Annotated in this window: 22 protein-coding genes; 10 read left to right on the forward strand and 12 right to left on the reverse strand. The window is 33.9% G+C overall.

Annotated elements, in window-relative coordinates; translation table 11 throughout:
- Positions 1 to 19: 19 nt before the first annotated feature.
- The 3 genes from OZP15_RS02560 to OZP15_RS02570 all read right to left on the reverse strand — a co-directional run bounded on the left by OZP15_RS02560 (position 20) and on the right by OZP15_RS02570 (position 3,431).
- Positions 20 to 529, reverse strand: coding sequence for a hypothetical protein (locus OZP15_RS02560; protein WP_269226932.1), 510 nt, complete (start codon positions 527 to 529; stop codon positions 20 to 22).
- Between the two features lie 249 nt (positions 530 to 778).
- A complete protein-coding gene (locus OZP15_RS02565) occupies positions 779 to 1,243 on the reverse strand; it encodes a thioredoxin family protein (RefSeq protein ID WP_269226933.1) in 465 nt (154 codons plus the stop codon).
- Between the two features lie 109 nt (positions 1,244 to 1,352).
- A complete protein-coding gene (locus OZP15_RS02570; RefSeq protein WP_281336920.1) occupies positions 1,353 to 3,431 on the reverse strand; it encodes a TonB-dependent receptor plug domain-containing protein in 2,079 nt (692 codons plus the stop codon).
- Between the two features lie 92 nt (positions 3,432 to 3,523).
- Here OZP15_RS02570 and OZP15_RS02575 point away from each other — a divergent pair, with 92 nt between their 5' ends.
- From OZP15_RS02575 to OZP15_RS02620, 10 genes are all read left to right on the forward strand, one after another.
- Positions 3,524 to 5,395, forward strand: coding sequence for an Nramp family divalent metal transporter (locus tag OZP15_RS02575; protein WP_269226934.1), 1,872 nt, complete (start codon positions 3,524 to 3,526; stop codon positions 5,393 to 5,395).
- A 69-nt stretch (positions 5,396 to 5,464) separates the two neighbouring features.
- The gene (locus OZP15_RS02580) at positions 5,465 to 6,118 is read left to right on the forward strand and encodes a metal-dependent transcriptional regulator (RefSeq protein ID WP_269226935.1); all 654 of its coding nucleotides are present in this window, start codon (positions 5,465 to 5,467) and stop codon (positions 6,116 to 6,118) included.
- Between the two features lie 373 nt (positions 6,119 to 6,491).
- Positions 6,492 to 7,100 (forward strand): RNA polymerase sigma factor, encoded by a 609-nt coding sequence (locus OZP15_RS02585; protein WP_281336921.1) that lies wholly within the window; start codon positions 6,492 to 6,494, stop codon positions 7,098 to 7,100.
- A gap of 56 nt (positions 7,101 to 7,156) precedes the next feature.
- Entirely contained in the window at positions 7,157 to 8,272 is a 1,116-nt protein-coding gene (locus OZP15_RS02590) for a FecR family protein (RefSeq protein WP_269226937.1), read from the forward strand.
- A gap of 141 nt (positions 8,273 to 8,413) precedes the next feature.
- The gene (locus OZP15_RS02595) at positions 8,414 to 11,725 is read left to right on the forward strand and encodes a SusC/RagA family TonB-linked outer membrane protein (protein WP_281336922.1); all 3,312 of its coding nucleotides are present in this window, start codon (positions 8,414 to 8,416) and stop codon (positions 11,723 to 11,725) included.
- 28 nt (positions 11,726 to 11,753) lie between these two features.
- A complete protein-coding gene (locus OZP15_RS02600) occupies positions 11,754 to 13,292 on the forward strand; it encodes a RagB/SusD family nutrient uptake outer membrane protein (protein ID WP_281336923.1) in 1,539 nt (512 codons plus the stop codon).
- A 92-nt stretch (positions 13,293 to 13,384) separates the two neighbouring features.
- Positions 13,385 to 14,365 (forward strand): alpha/beta hydrolase, encoded by a 981-nt coding sequence (locus tag OZP15_RS02605; RefSeq protein WP_281336924.1) that lies wholly within the window; start codon positions 13,385 to 13,387, stop codon positions 14,363 to 14,365.
- A gap of 12 nt (positions 14,366 to 14,377) precedes the next feature.
- Positions 14,378 to 15,382, forward strand: coding sequence for an alpha/beta hydrolase (locus OZP15_RS02610; RefSeq protein ID WP_281336925.1), 1,005 nt, complete (start codon positions 14,378 to 14,380; stop codon positions 15,380 to 15,382).
- A gap of 22 nt (positions 15,383 to 15,404) precedes the next feature.
- Entirely contained in the window at positions 15,405 to 16,652 is a 1,248-nt protein-coding gene (locus OZP15_RS02615; protein WP_349293289.1) for a glycoside hydrolase family 88/105 protein, read from the forward strand.
- Positions 16,653 to 16,659: 7 nt separating this feature from the next.
- The gene (locus OZP15_RS02620; RefSeq protein WP_269226945.1) at positions 16,660 to 17,646 is read left to right on the forward strand and encodes a pectinesterase family protein; all 987 of its coding nucleotides are present in this window, start codon (positions 16,660 to 16,662) and stop codon (positions 17,644 to 17,646) included.
- A gap of 165 nt (positions 17,647 to 17,811) precedes the next feature.
- Here OZP15_RS02620 and OZP15_RS02625 read toward each other — a convergent pair whose 3' ends face one another.
- The 9 genes from OZP15_RS02625 to OZP15_RS02665 form a co-directional block, all read right to left on the reverse strand.
- Positions 17,812 to 18,537: a hypothetical protein gene (locus tag OZP15_RS02625; RefSeq protein ID WP_269226946.1), complete on the reverse strand. Its 726-nt coding sequence runs from the start codon at positions 18,535 to 18,537 to the stop codon at positions 17,812 to 17,814.
- Between the two features lie 45 nt (positions 18,538 to 18,582).
- Positions 18,583 to 19,152 carry a hypothetical protein gene (locus OZP15_RS02630; protein ID WP_281336926.1) on the reverse strand — a complete coding sequence of 190 codons (570 nt, stop codon included), beginning with the start codon at positions 19,150 to 19,152 and terminating at the stop codon, positions 18,583 to 18,585.
- A 1-nt stretch (position 19,153) separates the two neighbouring features.
- Complete coding sequence (locus OZP15_RS02635; RefSeq protein WP_269226948.1) at positions 19,154 to 19,390, reverse strand: hypothetical protein; 237 nt, start codon at positions 19,388 to 19,390, stop codon at positions 19,154 to 19,156.
- A 338-nt stretch (positions 19,391 to 19,728) separates the two neighbouring features.
- The gene (locus OZP15_RS02640; RefSeq protein ID WP_281336927.1) at positions 19,729 to 21,288 is read right to left on the reverse strand and encodes a PQQ-dependent sugar dehydrogenase; all 1,560 of its coding nucleotides are present in this window, start codon (positions 21,286 to 21,288) and stop codon (positions 19,729 to 19,731) included.
- A 174-nt stretch (positions 21,289 to 21,462) separates the two neighbouring features.
- The gene (locus tag OZP15_RS02645) at positions 21,463 to 21,591 is read right to left on the reverse strand and encodes a FeoB-associated Cys-rich membrane protein (protein WP_269226952.1); all 129 of its coding nucleotides are present in this window, start codon (positions 21,589 to 21,591) and stop codon (positions 21,463 to 21,465) included.
- Positions 21,592 to 21,605: 14 nt separating this feature from the next.
- Positions 21,606 to 22,091 (reverse strand): PAS domain-containing protein, encoded by a 486-nt coding sequence (locus OZP15_RS02650; protein WP_281336928.1) that lies wholly within the window; start codon positions 22,089 to 22,091, stop codon positions 21,606 to 21,608.
- A gap of 52 nt (positions 22,092 to 22,143) precedes the next feature.
- Positions 22,144 to 24,243, reverse strand: coding sequence for a ferrous iron transport protein B (gene feoB, locus OZP15_RS02655; protein WP_281336929.1), 2,100 nt, complete (start codon positions 24,241 to 24,243; stop codon positions 22,144 to 22,146).
- Positions 24,243 to 24,482 carry a FeoA family protein gene (locus OZP15_RS02660; protein ID WP_269226955.1) on the reverse strand — a complete coding sequence of 80 codons (240 nt, stop codon included), beginning with the start codon at positions 24,480 to 24,482 and terminating at the stop codon, positions 24,243 to 24,245. Before OZP15_RS02660 ends, feoB begins: the two co-directional genes overlap by 1 nt.
- Before the next feature lie 93 nt (positions 24,483 to 24,575).
- Complete coding sequence (locus OZP15_RS02665) at positions 24,576 to 25,241, reverse strand: SCO family protein (protein WP_269226956.1); 666 nt, start codon at positions 25,239 to 25,241, stop codon at positions 24,576 to 24,578.
- Between the last annotated feature and the right edge of the window lie 156 nt (positions 25,242 to 25,397).

Consider the following 25,397-nt stretch of genomic DNA (forward strand, 5'->3'; position numbering starts at 1 on the left):
CTATCTGCTTTTATGTTTTCTATTTTGGGCGACACACCTTGGAACAATGCCCCTGAATGGGCGATTTATATTCTTTTAGGATTGTGTTATTTGGGAATTGTTGTTGGTGTAATAGCATTCTGCATTCAATTGAAGTTTCTTTGGGATGAATTTTTTCGTTGATTTCGAAAACGGCTAATATAAAGGCAGAAACAGTTCCTAAAACTAATAATACATTTTTTGTGTAAAGCCAAAGTTTTAATTGAAGTTCTTTATTTTCTTTAGAAATATAACCATCAGAATTTATAAATAAAATGCCTTCAACAGTAATGTAATATCTAAAAATATCTTTATCGATAGTTTCAAACCGTGAAGCATAACCATCTTTAACTAATTTTTGAATAACAGCAAGTTTATCTCTATTTGATAAATTTATTAAAACTGCATTTCTCGAAAAAAGGTCATTATATTCAATGTGTGAATCAGAGGTTTGTTTAAGTAAAACAGATAAAGTTAAATTTAATATTTTATTGTAGTTTAATTTTTCCATAAGTAGAAATTACGATTAAAACAAACATACAAAATAAAAACGAACTATCCATTAAAGGGATACGTGCCATTTATTATTAAAAAATTCAAAGGTTTAGAAAACCATGAAATTAATTTTAAAAAATTGTTTAACGATATTGAAGTATTAGTTGATAATAAAACTCAATAATGGTTTCAAATAATTCTTTATTAGTATTCTTAAATTATTTGTAAATCATTTAAAAACGTTATGTCAATTTGGATAAACCTACTACTTCGTCTTTTCTAGAACAGTTAGTAATTCTTTATCACTTATAAAAGAACCCTTTTGAAACACAATTGAATAATCAGATTCTAAAATGGTAACTGTTGGATAAACCACTTGAGAATTAATGGTTGCTAATGCCGTGGCGAGTTCGTGAATTCCTGTGTTTTGTACATTTGGTTTGAATTGGAACTTATGATTATTGAATTGAATGTCCTCTTTGTTTTCGGCATCCAATGAAATGAAGTAGAAATTATTATTTAAAATGGCGATTATTTCAGGATTTTTGAAAGTAGAATTTTCCATCATCTTGCAGTAATTGCACCAGGAAGTATGAATAAAAACTACCAATGGTTTTGGATTTTCTTTGGATAATTTTTCGGCTTCTTCAAAAGTATAGGTTTTCAATTGGGCAAAACCAGAGGGAATTGCCCAAAAGAAAATCAATAGGATATAAAGCCATTTTTTCATTTGATATCTTTTTATGGTCACGGATTAAAAACATTTCCACGGATTAGATAAAAACTAATAACGCTAGTTTTAAAAATCTGTGAGAATCTGTGGCAAAGAATTATTTCCATTAAAATAAATTATATCGCAATCCAAAGAAACCTCTAATTCCTTGGTTTGGGCCGTAAACATAAGTCGTATCAAATGTCAAACCATACGGATTATTAGGTGTTACCAATACTTTTCCGTTTGGGTCATATTGCACATTTTTATCAAAAGGATCTTCGGTTCTCGAAATCAGGAATGGATTACTTCGTTTTGGTGTAAAGTTCAATAGGTTTTTTATTCCAGCATACAATTCAAAATTTTTCCAGCCTGAATACGTAAATTGAATGTTTTGCAAACTATACCAAGGCGAATTTGGATTTCTTGGATCGGTGTCGCTTAATAACGGTAATTTCATTGGGCTGTACACATTTCCGGTATAATCAATCAGCGTTTTTATTTTGTCTATTTTATAAGAAACTGTCCAAGTCCCGGTAAAATTTTCGGTCAAAAGAGGTCTTGTTTTGATACCGTTTTCTACATTAGAAACATCCATATAAGTAGCACCAAGAATGAATTTCAGCCCATTAGTAAAATTGATGTCGGTATTAAAGCTAATTCCTTGACTCAACGCATAACCATCAATGTTGTTGTAAATGATTTTGTTGGGATTCGATTCATAATCCGAAACAATTTTGTTGCTGAATCGGGTGTAAAATGCTGTGGTTTCAATCCCTAAAAAAGTACCATTCGGGAAGTATATTTTTTTGATGTAGTTTACATTAGCATTGACTGATTTTTCGGGGTCTAAATCATCGGCAATAACCACTTGGCGTGAACCCGTTAAAGCAGCGTGATCTTCGGTAAATAAATTAACGACTCTAAATCCTGTTCCCGCATTGAAACGCAAAATATTGTTGTCATTGATTTTTAATTTATAAGCAAATCTTGGAGTTACAATATTTCCGTGAATGGAATTGTAATCGTATCGCAAGCCAAATAATACTTTGTGTTTTTCGCTAAAAGTAATTTCATCTTGGAAAAAAATTCCGGGAAGCCAGGTTTTTTCGGGATTGTTTCCGTTTAAAGTTGTCGTAGCTGTTGTGTTGTCATCATAATAGGTATAACGAGAAGCAATTCCGGTCAATAAATCGTTTTTTCCTAATTTCTTATCCCAGGTCATTTGCAGAAAACCAATTTTTTGATTAGCAATATAAGTAGTGGTTCCATAACGGCTGTCCTGAAAATGAGCCGTTCCTGAAAACGACAACATCAGTTTTTCGGTGGTTGGCAATTGATAACTTCCTAAAAGTTCGCCTCTTTTGGTGTAAATACTTTCGCCATAAATTTCATCGCCACCACGGTATTTTTTCTCCCAACGTACATCGCCTCCCCAACGATCTTCGTACATTCCACGAACGGCAATGGTAAACAAACGATTTTGATTTCGAGAAAAATTCCATTTGTTAAAAACCGAAATTCTGTTTTGTGCCGTTACATCTGTAAATCCATCCTTATCATTGTCAATCGTTTGATCGTAATTGTAATAATTGATTCCCAATAAGGAAGTCGCTTTTTTGATATTAAATTTCGCGCCCAAATCAGCATTGGTTTCCAACCAGGAAGTGGTAAATACATCGGCAGAAAATAGAGGAGCATTGCTTGGGTTTTTGGTAATAATGTTGATTAACCCGCCAACAGCTTCACTTCCGTACAAAGAAGAAGCAGGGCCTTTTACGATTTCAATTCTTTCTACCAATGAATTTGGAATTCCAGATAATCCATAAACAGTAGATAAACTACTCACAATGGGCATTCCGTCAATCATTACCGAAGTATAAGGACCTTCCAGCCCATTGATGTGAATATCACCGGTGTTACAAACGCCACAGTTCAGTTGAGGTCTTACTCCGTTTACATTTTGCAAAGCTTCGTATATACTAGCTGTTGGGTTTTTTTTGAAAAAAACAGGAGTGTAAACTTCAACAGGTACTGCACTTTCAAGTCTTCTTATAGGTTTTAAAGTTCCCGAAACTACTACTTCATTGAGTTCATTCTGATTGTTTTTCTTTTCAAGGCTATCTTTTTCTACGTTCGGAATTGAGCTTTGTGAAAAAGTTATATTGAGCGAAAACAAAGGTATTATTAAAAATAAATATTTCATTTAGGTAAATTAAATTTTAGACAAAGCTAAAAAAATAATTACTTGAACAAAATATTTTTGTATATATTTGTCTTTATAATTCAAATTCAGCCATGAGCAAATCTTTAGAAGAAGTACATCAATCTGTCCAGACTCAAAATAAATCCTCCATTTTTAGAAAAATATTAGCCTTTTTTGGTCCTGCTTATTTGGTAAGTGTCGGTTATATGGATCCAGGAAATTGGGCAACAGATATTGCCGGCGGAAGCCAGTTTGGGTATTCTCTACTTTGGGTTTTGCTGATGAGTAATTTGATGGCGTTGCTTCTGCAAAGTTTAAGTGCAAGACTCGGAATTGTTACTCAACGCGATTTGGCACAAGCATCCAGAGAAACGTACTCCAAAGGGATTAATTACATTTTATACTTTTTAGCCGAAATTGCAATTGCCGCTTGTGACCTTGCCGAAGTGCTGGGAATGGCAATCGGAATTAATTTATTGTTTGATATTCCATTAATTGAAGGTGTTTTAATCACGGTTTTAGATACTTTTTTATTACTGTTTTTAATCAATAAAGGTATCCGAAAAATGGAAGCTTTTATTATTGTATTGGTCGCAATTATTGGATTTTCTTTTGTTTTCGAAATGATTTTTGCCGAACCAGAATTGGATAAAGTGATTTACGGTTTAATTCCTTCGATTCCTACCGAAGCAGCCTTATATATTGCCATCGGAATTATTGGAGCAACGGTAATGCCACACAATTTGTACCTGCATTCTTCATTAGTGCAAACCCGAAAATTTGATCGAAGTGGAGCAGGAATCAAACAGGCATTGAAATACAACTTTATCGATTCGACTATTGCGCTGAATTTGGCTTTTCTAGTAAATGCTGCCATTTTAATATTGGCAGCAGCCACATTTTACAGAAACGGACTGCACGAAGTTGCCGAAATTCAGGATGCACACCGATTTTTAGAACCGCTTTTGGGAAATAAATGGGCGCCTATTTTGTTTGCCGTAGCTTTAATTGCAGCGGGACAAAGTTCGACCATAACAGGGACTTTGGCAGGACAAATCGTGATGGAAGGTTATTTGAATTTACGAATTCAACCGTGGGTTCGAAGAATCATCACGCGATTGATTGCGATTGTGCCTGCCGTAATTGTTATTTTAATTTATGGCGAAAGTGTAACTGGAAAATTATTGATTTTAAGTCAGGTAATTTTAAGTTTACAGCTCGGTTTTGCTATTATTCCGCTGATTCATTTTGTGAGTGATAAATCGAAAATGAAAGGCTTTCATATTTCTAAAATTACTCAAATTGCCGCTTGGATTATTGCAAGCATTATTGTTTCATTGAATGCGAAATTGGTTTATAATGAAATAACGGGTTGGCTTGAAACTTCCGAAAATCCAATTGTATTATGGTTTACGGTTGTTCCACTGGCATTTTTCTTTCTGGGATTGTTGCTTTACATTGTTTTCAAACCTTTTATTACCAAGGCAAAACAGGATATTCAAAACCATTCGCCACATAATTTGAAATTGCAATTTTCTAAATCCGGAAGTTATACGAAGAAGAATATCGCCGTTTCGGTAGATTTTTCAACTGCTGATGAAGTGGCAATCAACAGCGCTTTCGAATTGGGCGGAATGGACGCTAAATACACTTTAATTCACATTGTAGAAACAGTTGGAGCAATGATGTATGGCGAAAATATTGACGATCATGAAACAACGATTGACGAAAAATTATTGTTAGAATACAAAGAAATGCTTTCACAAAAAGGATTCAAAGTAACCACCGAACTCGGATTTGGAGAACCGAACAAAGTAATTCCAACAATTGTCAATGCCCGAAATTTTGATGTTTTGGTTATGGGAACTCACGGTCATACTGGTTTTAAAGATTTAATTTTCGGAACAACAGTCGATAAATTGCGTCATAAAATTTCGATACCTTTGTTGATTGTAAAAAATTAAAAAGTGTATTAAGAATTTAACGTTAGTAAGCGCTTCATTTTACTTCTAACCTCCAACCTCTAACCTCAAATGACTTTTTCAGAAGAAAATTATCTTAAATCAATATACCATTTAACTTCGTCATCCGATGCTGAAGTAAGCACTAATGCCATTGCCGAAATGATGGAAACCAAAGCCTCATCGGTTACAGATATGCTTAAAAAATTGGCCGAAAAAGACTTGGTTAATTACAAAAAATACCAAGGAGTTTCGCTAACTGCCAACGGAAAACTGGCAGCCAAAATGATTGTTAGAAAACACCGTTTGTGGGAAGTTTTCTTGGTCGAAAAATTGGATTTTTCTTGGGATGAGGTTCATGATATTGCCGAACAATTGGAACACATCAAATCCGAAAAACTCATTAACAAACTAGATGATTTTCTAGGAAATCCTACCGAAGATCCGCACGGAGATCCTATTCCAGATGCGAATGGTCAAATTGTCAATACCGAAAAGCATTTGCTTTCTGAACTTTCCGAAAATCAAAACGGAATTTGTGTAGGTGTGAAAGATACTTCGTCAGAATTCCTGAAATACCTGGACAAACAAGAAATTTCTCTAGGATCCAAAATTGAAATTATCGGAAAAGAAAGCTTCGATTTATTACTAAAAATTAAATTGAACAATCAGGAATTAACCATTTCGAATAAAATTGCGAGTAATATTTTTGTGAAGGTGGTATAGCTCTGGCTAGAATTATTAAGTTTAAAACCATTAAGAGATTTTAGAAATTAAGAATATTTTCTAAAATCTCTTAATGGTTTTTTTTCTGGTATTAAAATTAGGTATCAAGAAAGAATTGATATTCTGTGTTTTGGGGAAATTAAAATTAAATTATGGGTATTTTTATACTAAATGAAAAAAAATATACAATTTAATGAGTATATAATAAAAAAGTTGTCCTTTATGTATAAAAGGACTTTTTGTTAATGTAATTTTGGTTAGTAATGTTAGTTGGTAGGTAAGAAAGAGTTGTTGTTCTAAATAACAACTCTTCTTTAAAAACGAAAACAGTAAGAGTATAAAATGAGTAGTAAAAATTAATAATTTTTTGAGTTTGAAAAATCAAATTTTGCATAACGCTATTCTGGATGATAATGAACTATGGTTGGAAATAAAAGCGGGGCACGAAAAAGCGTTTTCCCTACTTTTTAAACGATACTATAGTTACTTAATTCAGTATGGAAATTCGTTTTCTCCATTTTCTGAAAAAATTCAGGATTGTGTTCAGGATGTTTTTACAGATATATGGGTATATAGAAATAGCCTTGCCGATACTGTGGTGGTCAAAGCTTATTTGTTGTCTTGTGTTCGCAAGCGTATTGTGCGTTTGCAAGAGCGGGATAAGGTTTTTAATAAAGCAAAATCTGTTGATGCTATAGCATTTTTGTTCGATTTTTCGGTAGAGCAACAATTAATTTCAGATGAATTAACGGCTGGAAAAGTAGTACATCTTAATAAGGTTTTGAACGTTTTGCCGGCTCGACAAAAAGAAGCTTTGTATTTGAGATACCACAACGGATTGAATGTCGATCAAATAGCCGAGATATTAAATGTTAATTACCAATCGGCTAATAATTTATTGCACAGAGCATTAGTGAATATTCGTAAAGAATGGAAAGCCACTTTACTATTGTTTGTAATGTTAGGAGTGAATTGGATATAATTAATTAGAATGTAATAAGTTGGCTGTTTTTAGGATGGCTGAAACACTTTTTTAAAATGAAAAAACGAGAACAATATAGAGAAATAGAAGATTTTTTGGCAGACGAATCATTCCGAATGTGGATGAAGTCCAAAAATGATACCGATGGTTGGGAAGAATGGACTTTGGAACATCCAAAACGAGCAAAATTAGTAGAAGAAGCTCGTTTGTGGTTGTTGGCGATGAAAGTTCCAGAACAGAATTTGTCTCAAGAACAAGTAGATGCCGCTTTGCAAAACACTTGGATGAAAATAGAAGAAAAAGAGCATGAAAATAAATTGGAACCGAAACTAATTCAATTGTGGAATACGGCTTGGTTCAGCAAAATTGCCGCTATTTTGGTTTTAGGATTGCTTTCGTTTTATGCTTACACTAATTATTTTGTTGACCAAGCCAATTATTCTAGTTATGATGAAATAGTGAGCAATCATGACGAAGACGGTTTGTTAGAACAAATTAATAATTCGAATAAACCGCAAATTGTAACTCTATCCGATGGAAGTTCGGTATTGTTACAACCCAAAAGTAAATTGAGTTATCCTAAAATTTTTAAGGGAAATGAACGCAATGTTTATTTATCAGGAGAAGCTTTTTTTGAAATTAGCAAAAACCCTAAAAAACCCTTTTTTGTTCATGCGAATGAAATTGTTACTAAAGTAGTAGGAACTAGTTTCAGAATCAAAGCCTACGCCAATCAATCTGATGTGGAAGTTTTAGTACGAACAGGAAAAGTAAAAGTAAATTCAGAAAAAACGAGCTACAATTCCAATCAGAAAGAGATTGTTTTGTTGCCCAATCAAGCACTTCGTTTTGGTCGAAAGAATCAAACTTTTGATAAAATTACTGATATCACTGCCGATAAATCCATTAGTAATTCTGTTAGAAGTATCGAGCAATTAAGCTTTGAATTTACGGATATTCCCGTGGCTCAAATTCTCAAAACCATGGAACAAGCCTATTCTATCGAAATAGATTTTCCAGAACAAGAATTGCTAAAATGCCATTTAACAACTTCTTTGAGCGATCAGCCTTTGCCCGAAAAATTAAAGATAATTTGCAAAAGCATTGGTAATAATTCTAGTTATACGATGAATGGAAATCAAATTACCATTTTGTCTAAAGGATGTAATTAATTCAAATAGTTATAAAATAAAAAGTGCCGATATGCTGTAACACATCGACACTTAAAAGCTTCATTCACACTCTGTAAAGTGGGTTTGAAATGTTTCTTAAATACCCTTCAAAATAGTATTAATCAAAACCAAACCAAAATTATGAAAAAAACCGTAGTAAAACAACGATTAATAATCCGACTGATGAAAATGACATTCTACCAATTTGTATTAGCACTTGTTTTTTCGAGCGTTACCATGGCTAACAGTTTGAATGGACAAGTAAAATTAGATACAAAGGTGACCATTTCTATAACAGATATGGACCTGAATAAGGCATTGACTGAACTAGGAAAATCAGCCGATGTGAAATTTTCTTATAACTCAAGAATTGTGCCTTCTGACCAAAAGGTAAGCGTTAAGGCGGATAACGAAGCTTTTTCTATAGTGCTTTCTAGAGTTTTGAAACCACTTAAAATTTCTTATGCCGTAGTAAGCAATCAAATTGTTTTGCAAAAAGCAAGCGAAAAAAATGAAAAAAGTACCAATGTTTCAGCAGTCAATCCACAACAAAAAGTGTTGAGTGGAGTAGTTGTAGATGCTAAAGGGCTTTCGCTTCCAGGTGCTAGTGTAATTGTCAAAGGAACAAGCAACGGAACTTCAACAGATTTAGACGGAAAATTTAGCCTCAAAGTAGAGGATGAAGGGTCAATTTTGGTCATTTCTTATATGGGCTATGATACTTTAGAAATACCAGTTGGTAGTAAAACTGAATTTAGAATTACGCTGAAAGAATCGTCTCAAAGTTTAGAGGAAGTTGTGGTTGTAGGATATGGTTCAAGCAAGCAAAAAGACTTGACAGGATCTGTTTCTTCTGTGAAATCAGAGAATTTTAATAAAGGACCACAAATGAGTGCGCAACAAGCTATTCAAGGAAAAATGGCTGGAGTTGTAATTGCTCAAAATAGTGGAAAACCAGGAGGGTCAAACAAAGTGGTTATTCGTGGTGGAACTTCATTAACTGGCGTAAACGATCCTTTGTATGTTATTGATGGCGTTCCAATTTCTACAACAGCAGGAGTGAGTCAAGCTAATATTAGAGGAAACGGAACTGATTTTTTCGATCAAGAACCAACCAATCCTTTGATGACCATAAATCCAAATGATATTGAATCGGTAACGGTTTTGAAAGATGCTTCTTCAACAGCTATCTATGGTTCGAGAGGTGCAAATGGTGTAATTGTTATTACTACCAAAAAAGGAAAATCAGGTAATCTAAAAGTAACTTTGGATGTAACAGGTGGTATTTCAACTGTTTCAAACAAATTGGATGTGTTATCTGCCGATGAGTATCGAAAAATCAATACCGATTTAGGTCTTACTTTTTCAGATTTAGGAGGCAATACCAATTGGCAAGACGAAATTTATAGAACTGCTGAAATAAAAGATTATAATTTGTCTTTTTCAGGCGGTTCAGACAAAACGGCCTATAGAGCTTCATTAGGATATGGCGATCAAGAGGGCGTTTTGATTGGTTCCAAATTAGAAAGAGCCAATGCAAGAATAAACGTGAATCATTCGGCACTAAACGACAAACTTTCGTTTGATTTAAGAGTGAATTATGGACAAACATTCTCTAATAATTCACCAGTTTCTAACACAGTAGGAAGTGAAGCAGGAACGAGTATCAACTATGAGTCTTATGTTTTTAATCCGACTTATCCAATTTATAATGCTACTGGAGGTTACAATCACGTTCCGCCTTATCGAATTAATCCAGTTTCATTTTCGAACGATGTTTTAGATGAGGTTACCAACGATAGATTCTTGGGAAATTTATCTACAACTTATAAAATTATTAATCCTTTGAGTGTGAACGTAAATTTAGGTTATACCAATCAAGGGATAAATAGAAATTCATACATCAAAAAATCCAATCCATTAGGCGAAGGAATGGGTGGTTATGCTAGTGTTCAAAAACTAGAGGATTACAGTAAATTATTGGAAACTGTTTTGCGATACGATGAAACCTTTGGCAAACATACGGTAAATGCTATCGCAGGATATTCATACCAATATTTTGTAAACGAAGGAATTCGTAATGCCGTATCTGGATTTTTATCCGATGAATTCAAATGGTATAGTTTGCAAGCAGCTAGCACGAATCAAGGCGTAACTTCGTTCAAGGGAAGTAATAAATTGATTTCGATGTATGGTAGAATTAATTATAGTTTTAATGATATAATTCTTGCTACAGGAACGATTAGACGTGACGGTTCAAGTAGATTTGGATCCGGAAATCAATGGGGAGTATTTCCATCAGGATCTTTGGCTTGGAGAATTTCTAATATGGATTTCTTCAAATCAAAAACGATTTCAGATTTAAAAATTAGAACCAGTTATGGTGTAACCGGAAATCAAGAAATTGGAAATTTGAATTCTATAACCAGACTTGGAGCTACTTCAGCAGGATATATTGTAGGTGGACAAAGAATTACAACTGTTTTGCCATTGCAATATGCTAATCCTGATTTAAAATGGGAGCAAACTGCCCAATTCAATACTGGGGTTGATTATTCTTTGCTTGACGGAAGAGTTCGTGGTAGCATCGATTATTACATCAAGAAAACTTCGGATCTTTTGTTGAATATACCAGTGCCTTCTCCTACTGCCGTTAGTACGCAATTAGCCAACGTAGGAAGCGTTCAAAACAAAGGAATCGAATTAGAATTGTCTGCCGATATTATCAACAAAGGCGATTTTACTTGGACAACTTCTATCAACTACAGTAGAAACAGAAATGAAGTATTGAGCTTGTCTAACAGCCAGTTTAAAGGCGACAATATTCAGGTAGCACCATTGCAAGGTCAAGGCTTAACGGCTGGTATTTTTGCACAATTAATTCAACCAGGATTACCAGTAGGTACTTTTTATGGACGAGAATTTAAAGGTATTGAAAATGGTGTTGAAATTATTGATCCTGAAATGAAAGTAATTGGTTCGGCTCAACCTGATTTTACCTTTGGTATTACTAATTCATTGTCGTACAAAAGAATTTCTCTTGGATTTAATTTTAGAGGTTCTATTGGAAATGATGTGTATAATTTAACAGCCAATAATTTAGGTTATTTGAGTAATCTTCCAGGGCGAAATGTGTTTAAAGAAGCCGTAACAAGCGGTGTTTTAAGAAGTCAGCCTAAACAATATTCGTCAAGATGGATTGAAGATGGATCTTTTGTAAGATTAGATAATTTAACATTAGGATATGATTTCGACCTAAAAAATTTGCCTCTATTATCTAGTGCAAGATTATTTGTTACAGGGCAAAATCTTTTGTTATTCACTAAATATTCAGGTTTAGATCCAGAGGTTAATTCGGATGTTTCGGGTACAGGAATTGCTCCTCTTGGAGTAGATTATTTGGCTTATCCTAAATCTAAAACAGTAAGCGTTGGATTAAGCGTTTCGTTTTAAACATAACTTCAATTAATAAATTACTATCATGAAAATATATAAAATCAAATTAATAGTGTACGCATTTGTTGTCTCGATTTCCTTACCTGGATGTACCAATTTAGACGAAGAAACATTTGGGAGTTTGTCACCAGACACTTATTATAACAATGAAGCAGAAGCACTTTCTTCTGTAGTAGGAGTGTATCAATCCTTGTCGCAAGTTGCTCATATTGGCGATCCATGGCGTATTGCCGAATTTGGAACCGATGAGTTTATAGTTCCCGGAAGAGCCAGTGGGGGATGGTTTGACCAAAATAATATTGACATAATCAATCATACTGTAGCTCCAACAAATGCTACTTGTGGTAGAGCCTGGAGAAATATTTTTCAGGAAATTGGTACGGCTAATGCTGTTTTAGAAAGTTTGCAGGCATCGCCAAATAGTGCCAATTTAAAAGGATTAATTGCTGAGGTAAGAGCCTTACGTGCCTACGGTTATTTCTATGCAATGGATTTTTGGGGTAATGTGCCTTTGGTTACTGTAGCCAGAATTGATCCTAATAATTTGCCAAAGAATACGCCAAGAAAAGACGTATTTGCTTTTATAGAAACAGAAATGCTAGCCGCCATTCAAGATTTACCTTCTATAACTACAGTTAATAAAACCAGTTATTATCCAAGGTTTACCAAAGAAGCTATTTATGGTGTTTTGGCAACTATGTATTTGAACGCTCAAGTTTATACAGGAACGCCTAAATGGACAGAAGCTATTGCAATGTGTGATAAAATTATTGCTACAAATAAATATTCGTTGGAAGCCACTGTTGTAGATAATTTTAAATCCACCAACGAGCAAAATTCAAAAGAAATCATTTCTTCTTTCTCCATTGCACCAGCACAAAATGCAGGGAATAATCAGTTCATTTTATACACTCAAAACGGATTGGATAAATTAAAATACAATTTGCCTTTTACACCAGCCAATGGATACAGTACGTATCAAGAAGCTTTAGATCGCTACGAAAATCAGGATGTTCGTAAATCATTAATCGAATACGGACCTCAATTTTATTTAGATGGTGTTACGCCTTTACGCTATCCAAATGGAACACAATTGAATATTGTTGCTGTAAAAAGTTTAATCAGTGCTGAAGATAATGAAGGCTATAAGGTCTTGAAATATACTCCAATTGGAACTTCTTGGTCTGGTTTTAATGCCGATAATGATTTGGTTTTAATGCGTTATGCTGACATTTTATTAATCAAAGCGGAAGCACTATTTAGAGGTGGAACTACTACAATTCCAGATACTGCATTAGGTTTAGTAAATCAAGTAAGAGGCAGAAGTAATGCTTCGGTTTTAGCCAGTTTGACTTTAAAAAACATCGAAGACGAAAGAGCCAGAGAATTAATCTGGGAAGGACACCGCAGAAGAGATATGATTCGTTTTGGAACTTATTTTAATGGAACTTGGGCATTCAAAACCACCCAAACAGAAGCTTTTAGAGCCATATATCCTATTCCGCAAGAGCAACGAACAGCGAATCCAAATTTGGAACAAAATCCAGGTTATCCGAATAATTAATTGTTTTTATAACGAATACTTACCCATGCGTTTTTAGAATTTTCTATTTACGGATGGGTTTGTTTTTCTTTAAATTTGATAAAATAATCTAAATGAAAATTTCACTCTTTTTTTTATTGTATTTAGGATTTGTAGTTGGTATAAATGCACAGTCTTACAAAGGGGTAACTGGAGTTAGAGATACGTCTTATTCAACTAAAAGCGCTTACAAATATGATGTGAAAAAACATCCATCGATTAAAATTGTTTCTGAATTTCAATTTCCTTCGGTTAAAGAAAAACGGAATATCGCCTATTGCGAAATCGGGAAACGAAAGTTGAATCTCGATGCTTTTTATAATACAAATAAAACAAATTCGAAACGAACAGCAATCATCATTATTCATGGTGGCGGCTGGCGTACCGGAAGTAGAGAGCAACATTATCCGATGGCACAAAAGTTGGCTAGTTTAGGTTATATTTGTTTCACACCAGAGTACCGACTCTCAACCGAGGCACTTTTTCCAGCTGCTATTTATGATCTAAAAGCAGTGATTCGTTGGGTTCGACAAAATGCAGAAGCTTATAATTTTGATCCAAATAAAATTGCTGTTTTAGGCTTTTCAGCTGGCGGCGAAATGGCTTCTTTTATGGGAACAACGGGAAATATGCCTTTATTCGAAGGGACTTCTTGTAATTTAGATACAAAATCGAATGCCAATGCCGTGGTGGATATTGACGGAACTTTATCTTTTGTCCATCCCGATGGTCGTGAAGGAGATGATAGCAAAGGAATTTCGGCAGGAACCTATTGGTTTGGTTATTCGAAAGCCGAAAATCCAAAATTATGGGAAGCTGCTTCGCCTTTGAGTTATGTAAGTGCTCAAACGCCACCAACACTTTTTATCAATAGCGCTGTGCCATGGATGCATGCGGGAAGGGAAGATTATATTAAGGTTTTGGATAAAAACGGAATCTATTCGGAAGTCAAAGAATTTGAAGGCGCACCGCATTCTTTTTGTTTGTACGAGCCTTGGTTTAGTCCAACAATTGAACACATAAATAATTTTTTGACTAAAGTTTTTAAACAATAAAATTTCAATACTATGAAGCAGTTTTTTCAAAATATATTTGGGTTGATTCTTTTTGTTTCTTTTTGTACTCAAGCACAACAAAAGACAATTACCATTCCCAAAGACACTTCTTTTACTGTCAAAAATGAATACAAGAAATACCTGAAAAAGTATCCGCAAATCACTCCTGCAAAAGATTCTTTACCTGAAAATGTAAAAGAGAACAGGAATCTGGTTTACACGACATTAAAAAATACTCCTTATGGAGACAGAGATTTGCATTTGGATGTTTTTTCGCCAAAGAAAAAAGGAAAATATCCAGCCTTAATCATGGTTCACGGTGGCGGATGGAGAGCAGGAGATAAAGCACTAGAGGTACCAATGGCTCAAAAACTGGCAGCCAAAGGAATTGTAACCATTTGTGTCGAATACCAATTGTTGCAGGAAGCGCAATATCCAGCAGCGGTTTTTAATATAAAATCAGCAGTACGATGGGTGCGTGCCAATGCAGATAAATACGGAATTGATTCCAACAAAATAGCCATTTCTGGAGATTCAGCAGGAGGACAATTGGCTTTGTTGGTCGGACTCACAAACGGAGTTCAGTCCAAAGAAGGAAATCAGCGGAATTTAGGTTTTTCAAGCGACATTCAGGCGATTATAGATTTAGATGGAGTAGTCGATTTTATGGCACCATTGTCCCTTAATCTAAAGCGAGGTCCCGATTCACCAGATGTACAATGGTTGGGAGGTACTTTCTATGAAAAGCCAGAAATTTGGAAAGATGCTTCTCCTATTTTTTGGGCTAATGAAAAATCATGTCCTATTTTATTTGTCAATAGTGGTTTTCCAAGATTTCATGCCGGACAGGACGAATTAATAGGAATGATGAAAGATTGGGGTATTTACACAGAAGTTCATAAATTTGACATCCAATTGCATACATTTTGGTTATTTGATCCTTGGATTGACTCTACCGTAAATAACATGAATAATTTTTTAATTAAAGTGTTTGATAATCAGTTGGTAAAAAAATAAAAACAACATTTAAAATACAATTATGATGTCACGAATTAAAATTACCCGAATTTCTTTGATTTCTTTAATAGCTTTTAGTTTATCTCTTGTAGCTTGTAAAAATGGCTACAATGCAACTACAAACAAAGAATCAGCAGGGAAAATTGTTCCTGAAAATTTAAAATGGTCAGAGAGAATGGTGCTGTCAGAAATGCATCGTTTTCCTGAAGCAACAAAATTAGATTTTTCTCCAGTACCTCAATGGGGCTACACTAACGGATTAGTTTTAGGTGCTTGTGCGAAGGTTTATGAAAAAACCAAAAACCAAAAATATTATGACTATATCTATGCTTATGCCGATCAGATGATTGAGAAAACAGGAGAAATAAAAAGATACAAATTAGCGGATCAAAATTTGGATATGATAAAATCAGGCGATGTTCTACTTTATTTGTACCCAAAAACAAAGGAAGAGCGTTTTTTAAAGGCGATGCAAACCTTAAACAGCCAGTTAGAATCGCAGCCTAAAACATCAGATGGTGGGTATTGGCATAAAAAAATATATCCTTTTCAAATGTGGTTGGATGGTTTGTATATGGCAGAACCATTTCATGCTCGTTATATAAGAGAATATGAAAAAGATGCTTCTAAAGCTGAAAAGGTTTATGATGATGTAGTGCTTCAATTTGATTTAATTCAAAAGCACAGTCAAGATCAAAAAACTGGATTATTATTTCATGGTTGGGACGAGAGCAAAGAACAAAGTTGGGCTAACAAGCAAACTGGAAATTCACAGCATTTCTGGTCCAGAGGAATGGGTTGGTACGGAATGGCATTGGTAGATGTTTTAGATTTTTTACCTAAAAACCATCCAGGAAGAGAAAGACTGATTCAATATTTGAATGAATATGCAGAAGCTATTGTTAAGGTTCAGGATCAATCAGGATTATGGTGGCAGGTTTTAGATCAGGGAAACAGACAAGGGAATTATTTAGAAGCCACAGGAACTGCTATGTTTGTTTATACATTGGCCAAAGCTGCTCATAAAGGTTATATTCCAAATAAGTATTTAAAAAATGCAAACCAAGGTTATGACGGACTCATTAAAAACCTAGTTACGGTTGAAGAAAATGGAGTGGTAAACTTAAATAAATGTTGTGCTGTAGCTGGTTTAGGTGGTAATCCATACAGAGATGGAACTTATGAATATTATATAGGTGAAAAAATCAGATCTAATGATCCTAAAGGAACTGGGCCTTTTATACTAGCCAGTTTAGAATTAAATAAATAAACTATTAATGAAAAACACGAACCAATTAAAATACCTTTTGTTTTTACTTTTGGTCACTCAATCTTTTTTTGCACAAACAGCTAACCCTGAAAAATACAAATACCAATTTGTGGTTGCCAAAGACGGTAGCGGCGATTATAAATACATTCAGGATGCGATAGATGCGATGCGAAAATTTCCGTTGGCACCCATTACTTTGTATATCAAAAATGGAGTTTACAACGAAAAAATAGAATTGTCTGCTAATAATACCGATGTTGCTTTTATTGGCGAAAGCCTAGATAAAACCATTATCACCTACAATGATTATTCGGGCAGAGGCAAAATGGGTACTTTCGATTCTTATACCGCCAAAATATCAGGAAATAGATTCAAGGCAGAGAATATTACTTTCGAAAATTCCGCAGGGCGAGTAGGGCAGGCAGTGGCTTTGTATGTCGATGCTGATAAAGCCGTTTTTAAGAATTGTAAGTTTCTAGGCAATCAAGATACTATATATTTGGGTGGCGAATATGCCAGACAGTTTTTTGTCGATTGTCATATCGAGGGAACTACGGATTTTATCTTTGGACCAGCAACAGCGGTTTTTAAAAACTGTACTATCTTGGCTAAAACCAATTCTTATATCACCGCTCCCAATACGCCAAAAGACAAAGAATTTGGTTTTGTTTTTATGGATTGCAAAGTGAATGTAACACCCGAAGTAGATAAGCTTTATCTGGGTCGTCCTTGGCGAGCGTGGGCAAAATCCGTGTTTATAAAATGCGAATTTCCCAAACAAATAGCAGTTGAAGGCTGGGACAATTGGGGAAATGTTGAGAATGAAAAAACCGCTTTTTTTGCAGAATACGAATGCAGCGGTGAAGGTTTTAAACCAAAAGAAAGAGCTTCTTGGACACATCAATTAAAAAAATCAGAATCCGAAAGATATACTTTGAAAACTATTTTAGGCAACAATTCAAAATCTTCTGAAAAAGAATGGTACGAATTGTAGTTTTCTAGGTTTATTTTAACGTAAAAGCCATATCCGTAAAGATGTGGCTTTTTTGATTGGTTTTGCTTGTTTGACTTAATGGGGACGAAGTCGGAGACATTCGCCCAGCACGACCCTGTATTTTAAGGTCCTTTGTTCTTTAAGAATATTTCGTGTAGATGGGTTTTATTCCCAATCTAGTGCTTCAGAAAAATAAACATTTTCAGCACTCGAAGTATTATAATTCCATAAATCTAACTGTTGAGATAAACTATTAACACTGAACCCATTTGAGTTATGAGTGGCGTTTATAATATTAGTCATTAAGCTATTTCCTAAATTATTTTTACTAAATATTGCATTTAATTTTTGATAGTTAAATTTAAAAAAAGTCAGTGTATAATTCATTAATTCAGAATTTGTATCGTTAAATTCATTTACACGCAACCATTTATTGTTTTTGTTTATCATTAAGATAAATCCATAAGGTTTTTTTGTTGACATCGAATTATGAAAACTGTATTTTATATATTTATAATTTTCGTTTTTATAAGTGAAATTTATTACTTGAGCCAGTTGAAAGTAATTTAGATTCTTATCCAAAGCATTTTTTTGATTCAAATCTTGAGTTGCATCTGCATCTAATTCACTTATTGGAGTATTGTTATTTAAGTTTATCCAAGCGAGAGAGTTTTCAGATAAAATAGAATTAATCAATAGTTCAGGACTATTGTTAGTTACTCCACTTATTGAACTTATTGTTCCTTTAACAATAATGTTATCAGGATACAACCCATAACTTAAATTTGTAATATTAGGATCTGTACTATTTAAGTTTATCATTACTTGCGCATAACTAAAAAAGTTGATACTAAAGAATATACTTAAAATTATTAATTGTATTTTTTTCATTTTTATAAAATTTATTATTGATTATTTTTTTTAAAAATTGAGAAATTAATCTTTGAAAGAGTCTAAAAATTTGAACTGAAACTTTTCTTCTTTTAGACTTTTTATTATTCGACTATTATAAACACGATAGGTAAAATATGTGATGCCGATAAAAACTAGAGCACCTAAAATAAGATAACCTAATTGTTTTTTTTTGTATGCTTCAGTAAAATTACATTTTCCGTTGGCATCACAAATAAAGCGGTCATCATATGTAAAATACACAGTGTTTTGAGGAAAAAAAGATTTGATTTTCTCTCTCTTTACTAAATTATATGTTCTGATATTATCATTAAAAAGTTGTCCTACAAGGTTTTTTTGTATTAAAGTATTTTCTTCAAGTAATAAACTAATCTTTTTATCAGAATCTTTAAAATTGATATAATGAGAATCTCCATTTCTATTGCCAGCATGTGAAACACTATAGATGGAATCTATTTTAACGTTTTGCATTAAAATATAATCCTTTGACAAACAAATGTTTAATTGTTGCTTGTATATTAAAAGAAATACACTTAAAAGAAATATGTATAAAATTATAATTATCCCTTTTGCAAACATGCCTTTTTTTATCATGTTAGTTTAAATTAATTTCGAAATCTTTTACTAATTCAACAGGGTCAGAAAAGCCTACTTTCCTACTATAATTTATTAGATTTATTCCACTAACTCTTGCCTTCACCACCATAACAAATGTTAATATTATTCCTGTTAAATTTAAAATAATTTTACCGTCTCTAGATTCACCTGAATCTTCTATACATGAAACACTAGATCCAGAAACATTAAAATTAACAAAGTTATTATTTTGCACATCCGTTTTTAGTTTAACTCCCCCCGACGTCCTAGATATGCAATAAACGTCCTAGTTTGGATAGCGCAGAATTGCATTCTGTGCCCACTCCAATGAGTCACTACAACAAATCTAATACAATTATTTGTACAAACTATTTTTTAAACAAAAAGCTATACCGTTTTATAAGTATAGCTTTTTTTTATTTGTATAACCTGCTCAACTTTGTGGGCCATAGAATGCAATTCTGCGCTATCCGTTGACGACAATATTTATTGCATATCCGAGCGATCGGGATATTTTCGGTGGCTGTTTTTGATTTAATTGTAAAAAGCGTATTGAAAAACTTTCAAATACAATCAATTCACAATAATAGTTTTCTGCCAAGACTGCCCTTTAGAATACAACTTTAAGATATAAACTCCTTTCGGAATATTATTGATTTTTAGTTCATTTACACCAGTTTTTAAGTCTGTAAATTCTCTTGTAACTTGTCCCAAAGAATTAATTAATTGGGCTTTTTCAACAAAATCTTTTAGTTCAATAAATAAAGTATGTGAGACAGGATTAGGCCATATTCTAAAAAAAGTTGCTGTTTCCTGCTGGGTAGAAAGATTTTCTTTCAGGGTGAATTTCAAAATAGCGCCAGGATTTGACATCGTACTTACAGTGTTCATACCTGATGCATCTGATGTTTTTCCAGAAGAATCGGTAATGATGTAAAAAGATTTTCCGTCGGGAGAAACTACAATATCGCGATACCGGTTTTGAGTATAAAACAATTGTGTAACATCATTTTGTTCTACTGCAGTTCCGTTCGCATTTAGTTTCACTCGGTAGATTCTACCTTTTTTTAAACTGGTCACTAATAACGAATTTTTCCATGATGGGATGGCATCACTTTCGTAAATGGCGATACTGGACGGAGCGATATTGGGACGACACATCCAAGAATCTGTACAAGCAGGATCTTTATAGGAATTAGGCAGAAACATGGAGAGAATAGGATCCTGATAATTAGTAGCCGTAAAAGAAGTTTCATTGCCAGCCAGACAGCCATCAGTATCATATTGTAAATTGTCTTTTATACCTGCTACAAAGGGCCAGCCATAATTTTTTCCTGAATTCATAATATTAATTTCATCATCGGAACTGGGGCCTTGTTCATCGGAATATAAAAGGCCATTGGTGCCAAAAACAAGCCCTTGCGGATTGCGATGTCCATACGTATAGATATGACTTTTAACACCGTTTATAGTTGGGTTGTCAGCAGGAATCGTTCCATCGGTATTCAATCGCAACAATTTTCCAGGATATTTTGCCCAGTTTTTGGCATCTATTTCTTGTTGAGTTGGTAGGAATTGAGCCAAATTAGTATTACATGCTTTATTGGCTTGGTCACCAATAGTGTAATACAGTTTTTTATCTGGACCAAAAAGCAACCTGCCTGAATTGTGATCATTATAAGCAGGAAGATTGTCAATTAAAATCACTGGCGAAGACAAAGAGCCGTCATTTCCGTTCAAACTATAGGTGTAGCGAACCAATCTTTGTTTTTCGTTGGCAATGCTAGTTCCAACGGTATGAGATAAATATACATAAGGACTTCCTGTTAAGAATCCCTCGTCAAAGGCGAAACCCAGAAGTCCATCTTGACCACCTGAAGAGTAAGCACCTGCTATTTGTATTAATTCATCTCGCTGACCTGTAGTTGGGTTTATCCTAACCACTTTTCCTGCTGTTTTTTCAGTTACCCACAAATAATTATCAGGGCCATAATTCAAATCAAACGGAACACTTAATAAATTATTTGCGCCAATTTGGGTCATAGTAAAGGTTTCATTTTGTGCTTGAATTCTAGGACAGGATAGAATACAAAAAAGTAAAATGATAATAGGTAATCGATTACATAAGTTCATAAATTATTGGTTTTCGGTCTGTTAATTTTATAAAGTAACAAATAAAATACCAATTTATCAAAAATATAAATCGTCTTATTCATCGAGGATTGATAAAGGGAAGATAAAAAAAGATGGTTTTTTGAATCAGAAAACAGCTTACAAAGAAGCTTGAAAATTGGGAAGAAAAATATTTTAATTACACCCACAATCTGTACCACTACAATTTTTATCTGATTTTTTCTTTTTTATAAAGAATTTTTTAATCAAAAATCCAACGGCAATTCCTAGAATGGCAAATGCTATAATTTTCTGAAAATCCATTTTTTTAGTTTGTTTTAGGATGCAATTTTCTCTAAAGCAATATAGTTCTGAAACGCTCCGTTTTTGTCAAACATCGGATAGGCTTCGATTTCGCACCAGTATGAATCGCCATTTTTTCGGTAATTTAAAATTACTTCTTTAAAGGGTTGCAACTGATTTAGAGCGGTTTTTATTTTTTTTCTAGTAGCTATAGAAGTGCCTTCGCCTTGAAACATAGCTGGAGATTTCCCTAGTATTTCATCGGGTTGATAACCACTTATTTTAGCAATAGTATTGGATACAAATACAATTTTGAAATTTTTATCAGTAACAATAAGTTCTCTGTTTTCTTTTCGGGCTTGTTTCAAATAATCTTGTTTGATATTCCAATTCGATTGTAATTTTTTAAACAAAACAACATCCGAAAAAGAGTCTTTTCGAAATTCCCAAGTAGTCAAGGGTAAGGATTGCAATTTAAGTTTGCTGTAATTTAGAGCACAAGCATTTTCATAATTTCTCATAATACAACTATTTATTTCTGAAACTGTAAAATTCAACGGAAAGATACTCTTTTTATTTTAAAATCTGAAAAGCAATCAATGCTACAAAATAAGCTAATCCGCTCATTAGAAACAACTGCATCGCTGGCCATTTCCAAGAATTAGTTTCTTTTTTAGTAATCGCTAGCGTACTGGCACATTGCATAGCAAAAGCGTAAAAAAGCATCAAGGATATTCCAGAAGCAAAATTGAATATTTTTTTACCCGTCACTGGGTGAATTTCTTCTTGCATTTTATTTTTGATAGTGGCTTCATTATCACTGCTTCCCACACTATAAATAGTGGCTAATGTGCCCACAAAAACTTCTCTAGCAGCAAACGAACTGATAATGGCAATGCCTATTTTCCAGTCATAACCTAGTGGAGAAATGGCAGGTTCGATGGCTTTGCCCATAATTCCGATATACGAATTCTCCAGTTTTTGAGAAGCTACTGCGTTTTCAAATTCCGTTTCGTTTAATGGCTTTTCAATGGTTCTTTCTTTGACGATAGTTTCGGCTTCATTGAAATCTTTTCCGGGGCCGGAAGAAGCTAAAAACCATAAAATAATAGAGATTGCTAAAATGATTTTACCCGCACCAACAACGAATGCTTTTGTTTTTTCGACTACATTGATAGCAACGTTTTTGAAAAGCGGTAGTTTATAGCTTGGCATTTCGACTACAAAATAGGTTTTGGTATCTAGTTTTAAGACTTTGTTCAAAATATAAGCCGACAAAATCGCTGTTCCAAATCCTAAAAGATACAACAACATCAATGATAATCCCTGCATATTTAAAATACCAAAAACACGTTCGTTAGGAATTACCAATGAAATGATGATGGCATAAACGGGCAATCTCGCCGAGCAAGTCGTGAAAGGAGTTACTAAAATGGTAATCAACCGTTCTTTCCAGTTTTCGATATTTCGAGTAGCCATAATCGCTGGAATAGCACAAGCCGTTCCCGAAATTAAGGGCACGACACTTTTGCCTGAAAGTCCAAATCGGCGCATGATTTTATCCATCAAAAAGACCACACGACTCATATAACCGCTTTCTTCGAGTATGGAAATGAATAGAAAAAGAAATGCAATTTGTGGAATAAATATCAAAATCCCTCCAATTCCAGGAATAATTCCCTGCGAAAGCAAATCGGTTAAAATTCCGCTAGGTAATTTTTCGGAAGCCCAGCTGCTCAAAGAGGCAAAAGTGCTGTCAATAAAATCCATAGGAATGGTTGACCAACTAAATATTGATTGGAAAATTATAAATAAAATGGCTAAAAAGATACAATAACCCCAAAATTTATGAGTTAGAATATTATCCAATCGGGTTCTAAAATCGGTTGCTGTTGAAGCATCTACTTTCAAACCTTCTTTGAGAACATCATTGATAAATTGGTAGCGTTTTATGGTTTCTTTTTGTTGTAAACGTTTCAGTTCCGAATGCGGTTTGGTAAATGTACTTCGGATTTCATTGCGTTCTAAATTCAAAAAATTGACATCTTGCGTAATCACCAACCATAATTTGTACAACAACTGGTTGGGAAATGCTTTTTGTAAATTTTCAAAATAAGGAGAATCAATTACTGACGCATTCAAGCAGGGTTCATGCGAAATGATTTTATAAGAAACAATCAGCTCTTTTAATTCTTCAATTCCAGAACCTTTTCTGGAACTGACTAAAGCAATCTTGGTTTTTAATTTTTCTTCTAAATATGGAATATCAAGCGAAATCCCTTTTCGTTCCATTCGATCCGCCATATTGATGACTAATATCGTTGGAATTTCAAGGTCTTTTATTTGAGTGTACAGCAGTAAATTTCGTTTCAAATTCTCCACATCAGTGACCACAATAGCTACATCGGGAAACAATTTGTCATTTTTGTTCAGCAACAATTCAATAACGACACTTTCGTCCATCGAGCTGGCATTCAAACTATAAGTTCCAGGTAAATCGAGAATATTGGCTTTAATATTATGGGGTAATTTGCAAAAACCCATTTTTTTCTCAACCGTAATTCCGGGATAATTCCCCACTTGCTGGTTCAAACCCGTAAGTTGATTAAAAACAGAAGTTTTCCCCACATTTGGATTTCCAATAAGAGCGACATTGATATTTTGCTGAATCATTATAAGTTGTTTTTGATGAGTTCAACTTCAATGTCACGGGCAGTTTCTAAACGAATGGCAAGATGCGAACCGTTGATATCCAAAAACAAAGGATCGCCAAAAGGGGCAATTTGAAGTAATTCGACCATATTCCCCGGCAAACAACCCATTTCGAGTAGTTTAAGCGGAATAATATCAGCATCAAAATCTTTGATCAAGGCTTTCTCTCCTTTTTTTAAGTTGGCTATTGTAGTTTGCAATTCTTATTTAGATTGATTTTAGATTGTAAAAATAGACAATTATTCTTTATTGCAAGACATTTATGTTTTCAGTTGTGTTAAAATAGGTCTAATTTATTCTTCACACAAGAAATTAATATCCTCAATCAACTTTTGAATATCTTCTTTTTTGGTTCCGTCATAAAAACCACGAACTCGTTTTTTGGTATCCACCAGAACAAAGTTTTCGGTATGCACCATATCGTATTGTTCTTCGGGTTTTCCTTGTTTTACGGCCAGATAGGATTTTCTTGCCATGGTGTAAATGGCTTTTTTGTCGCCAGTAACCAAGTTCCATTTGCTGTCAATAACACCATTTATTTTGGCATATTCTTTCAAAACCGAAACGCTGTCCACATCAGGCATAACGCTAAAAGATAGAATTTTGACTTTGGGGTTGTTCAGAAATGCCTTTTGAACATCGACCAAATTAGTGGTCATTTTGGGGCAAATTGATCCGCAAGTCGTGAAGAAAAAATCGGCTACATAGACTTTGCCCTCGTAATCTTTTTGGGTAATGGTTTTGCCATTCTGATTGGTAAACGAGAAGTCGGCAATGCGATGTTTATTGGCAATATATTGCACCGTTGTATCCACTAATTCAGGATTTACGTCAGCAGGATTGTATATCGGCAGTGATTTTTTTGGCTTCAATGCGGTGTAAAAAAGCGAAATCACAATGATAGAAAACACGAATAACACTCCAAAGAATTTTCGATACTTATAGAAAAAAGATTTCATAAAAATAATTTGGTACAAAAGTACAAAATGCGTGTTTTAAAAAAGGATAGATGATTTTATTTTAATTATATTTTAAAAAGAAATAACATCTTAAAAATTACAGTATTGATTTTTTTTTCTTTATTTTTATTAGATTCTTTCGGAGTGGACACTAAT

Source organism: Flavobacterium eburneipallidum, from assembly GCF_027111355.2.
In the GTDB taxonomy this organism is placed as follows: domain Bacteria; phylum Bacteroidota; class Bacteroidia; order Flavobacteriales; family Flavobacteriaceae; genus Flavobacterium; species Flavobacterium eburneipallidum.

Coding starts and splice junctions, on each gene's coding strand:
- OZP15_RS02560 (WP_269226932.1), bottom strand. CDS start 529: ATGGAAAAATTAAACTACAATAAAATATTAAATTTAACTTTATCTGTT.
- OZP15_RS02565 (WP_269226933.1), bottom strand. CDS start 1,243: ATGAAAAAATGGCTTTATATCCTATTGATTTTCTTTTGGGCAATTCCC.
- OZP15_RS02570 (WP_281336920.1), bottom strand. CDS start 3,431: ATGAAATATTTATTTTTAATAATACCTTTGTTTTCGCTCAATATAACT.
- OZP15_RS02575 (WP_269226934.1), top strand. CDS start 3,524: ATGAGCAAATCTTTAGAAGAAGTACATCAATCTGTCCAGACTCAAAAT.
- OZP15_RS02580 (WP_269226935.1), top strand. CDS start 5,465: ATGACTTTTTCAGAAGAAAATTATCTTAAATCAATATACCATTTAACT.
- OZP15_RS02590 (WP_269226937.1), top strand. CDS start 7,157: ATGAAAAAACGAGAACAATATAGAGAAATAGAAGATTTTTTGGCAGAC.
- OZP15_RS02595 (WP_281336922.1), top strand. CDS start 8,414: ATGAAAAAAACCGTAGTAAAACAACGATTAATAATCCGACTGATGAAA.
- OZP15_RS02600 (WP_281336923.1), top strand. CDS start 11,754: ATGAAAATATATAAAATCAAATTAATAGTGTACGCATTTGTTGTCTCG.
- OZP15_RS02605 (WP_281336924.1), top strand. CDS start 13,385: ATGAAAATTTCACTCTTTTTTTTATTGTATTTAGGATTTGTAGTTGGT.
- OZP15_RS02610 (WP_281336925.1), top strand. CDS start 14,378: ATGAAGCAGTTTTTTCAAAATATATTTGGGTTGATTCTTTTTGTTTCT.
- OZP15_RS02615 (WP_349293289.1), top strand. CDS start 15,405: ATGATGTCACGAATTAAAATTACCCGAATTTCTTTGATTTCTTTAATA.
- OZP15_RS02620 (WP_269226945.1), top strand. CDS start 16,660: ATGAAAAACACGAACCAATTAAAATACCTTTTGTTTTTACTTTTGGTC.
- OZP15_RS02625 (WP_269226946.1), bottom strand. CDS start 18,537: ATGAAAAAAATACAATTAATAATTTTAAGTATATTCTTTAGTATCAAC.
- OZP15_RS02630 (WP_281336926.1), bottom strand. CDS start 19,152: ATGATAAAAAAAGGCATGTTTGCAAAAGGGATAATTATAATTTTATAC.
- OZP15_RS02640 (WP_281336927.1), bottom strand. CDS start 21,288: ATGAACTTATGTAATCGATTACCTATTATCATTTTACTTTTTTGTATT.
- OZP15_RS02645 (WP_269226952.1), bottom strand. CDS start 21,591: ATGGATTTTCAGAAAATTATAGCATTTGCCATTCTAGGAATTGCCGTT.
- OZP15_RS02650 (WP_281336928.1), bottom strand. CDS start 22,091: ATGAGAAATTATGAAAATGCTTGTGCTCTAAATTACAGCAAACTTAAA.
- feoB (WP_281336929.1), bottom strand. CDS start 24,243: ATGATTCAGCAAAATATCAATGTCGCTCTTATTGGAAATCCAAATGTG.
- OZP15_RS02665 (WP_269226956.1), bottom strand. CDS start 25,241: ATGAAATCTTTTTTCTATAAGTATCGAAAATTCTTTGGAGTGTTATTC.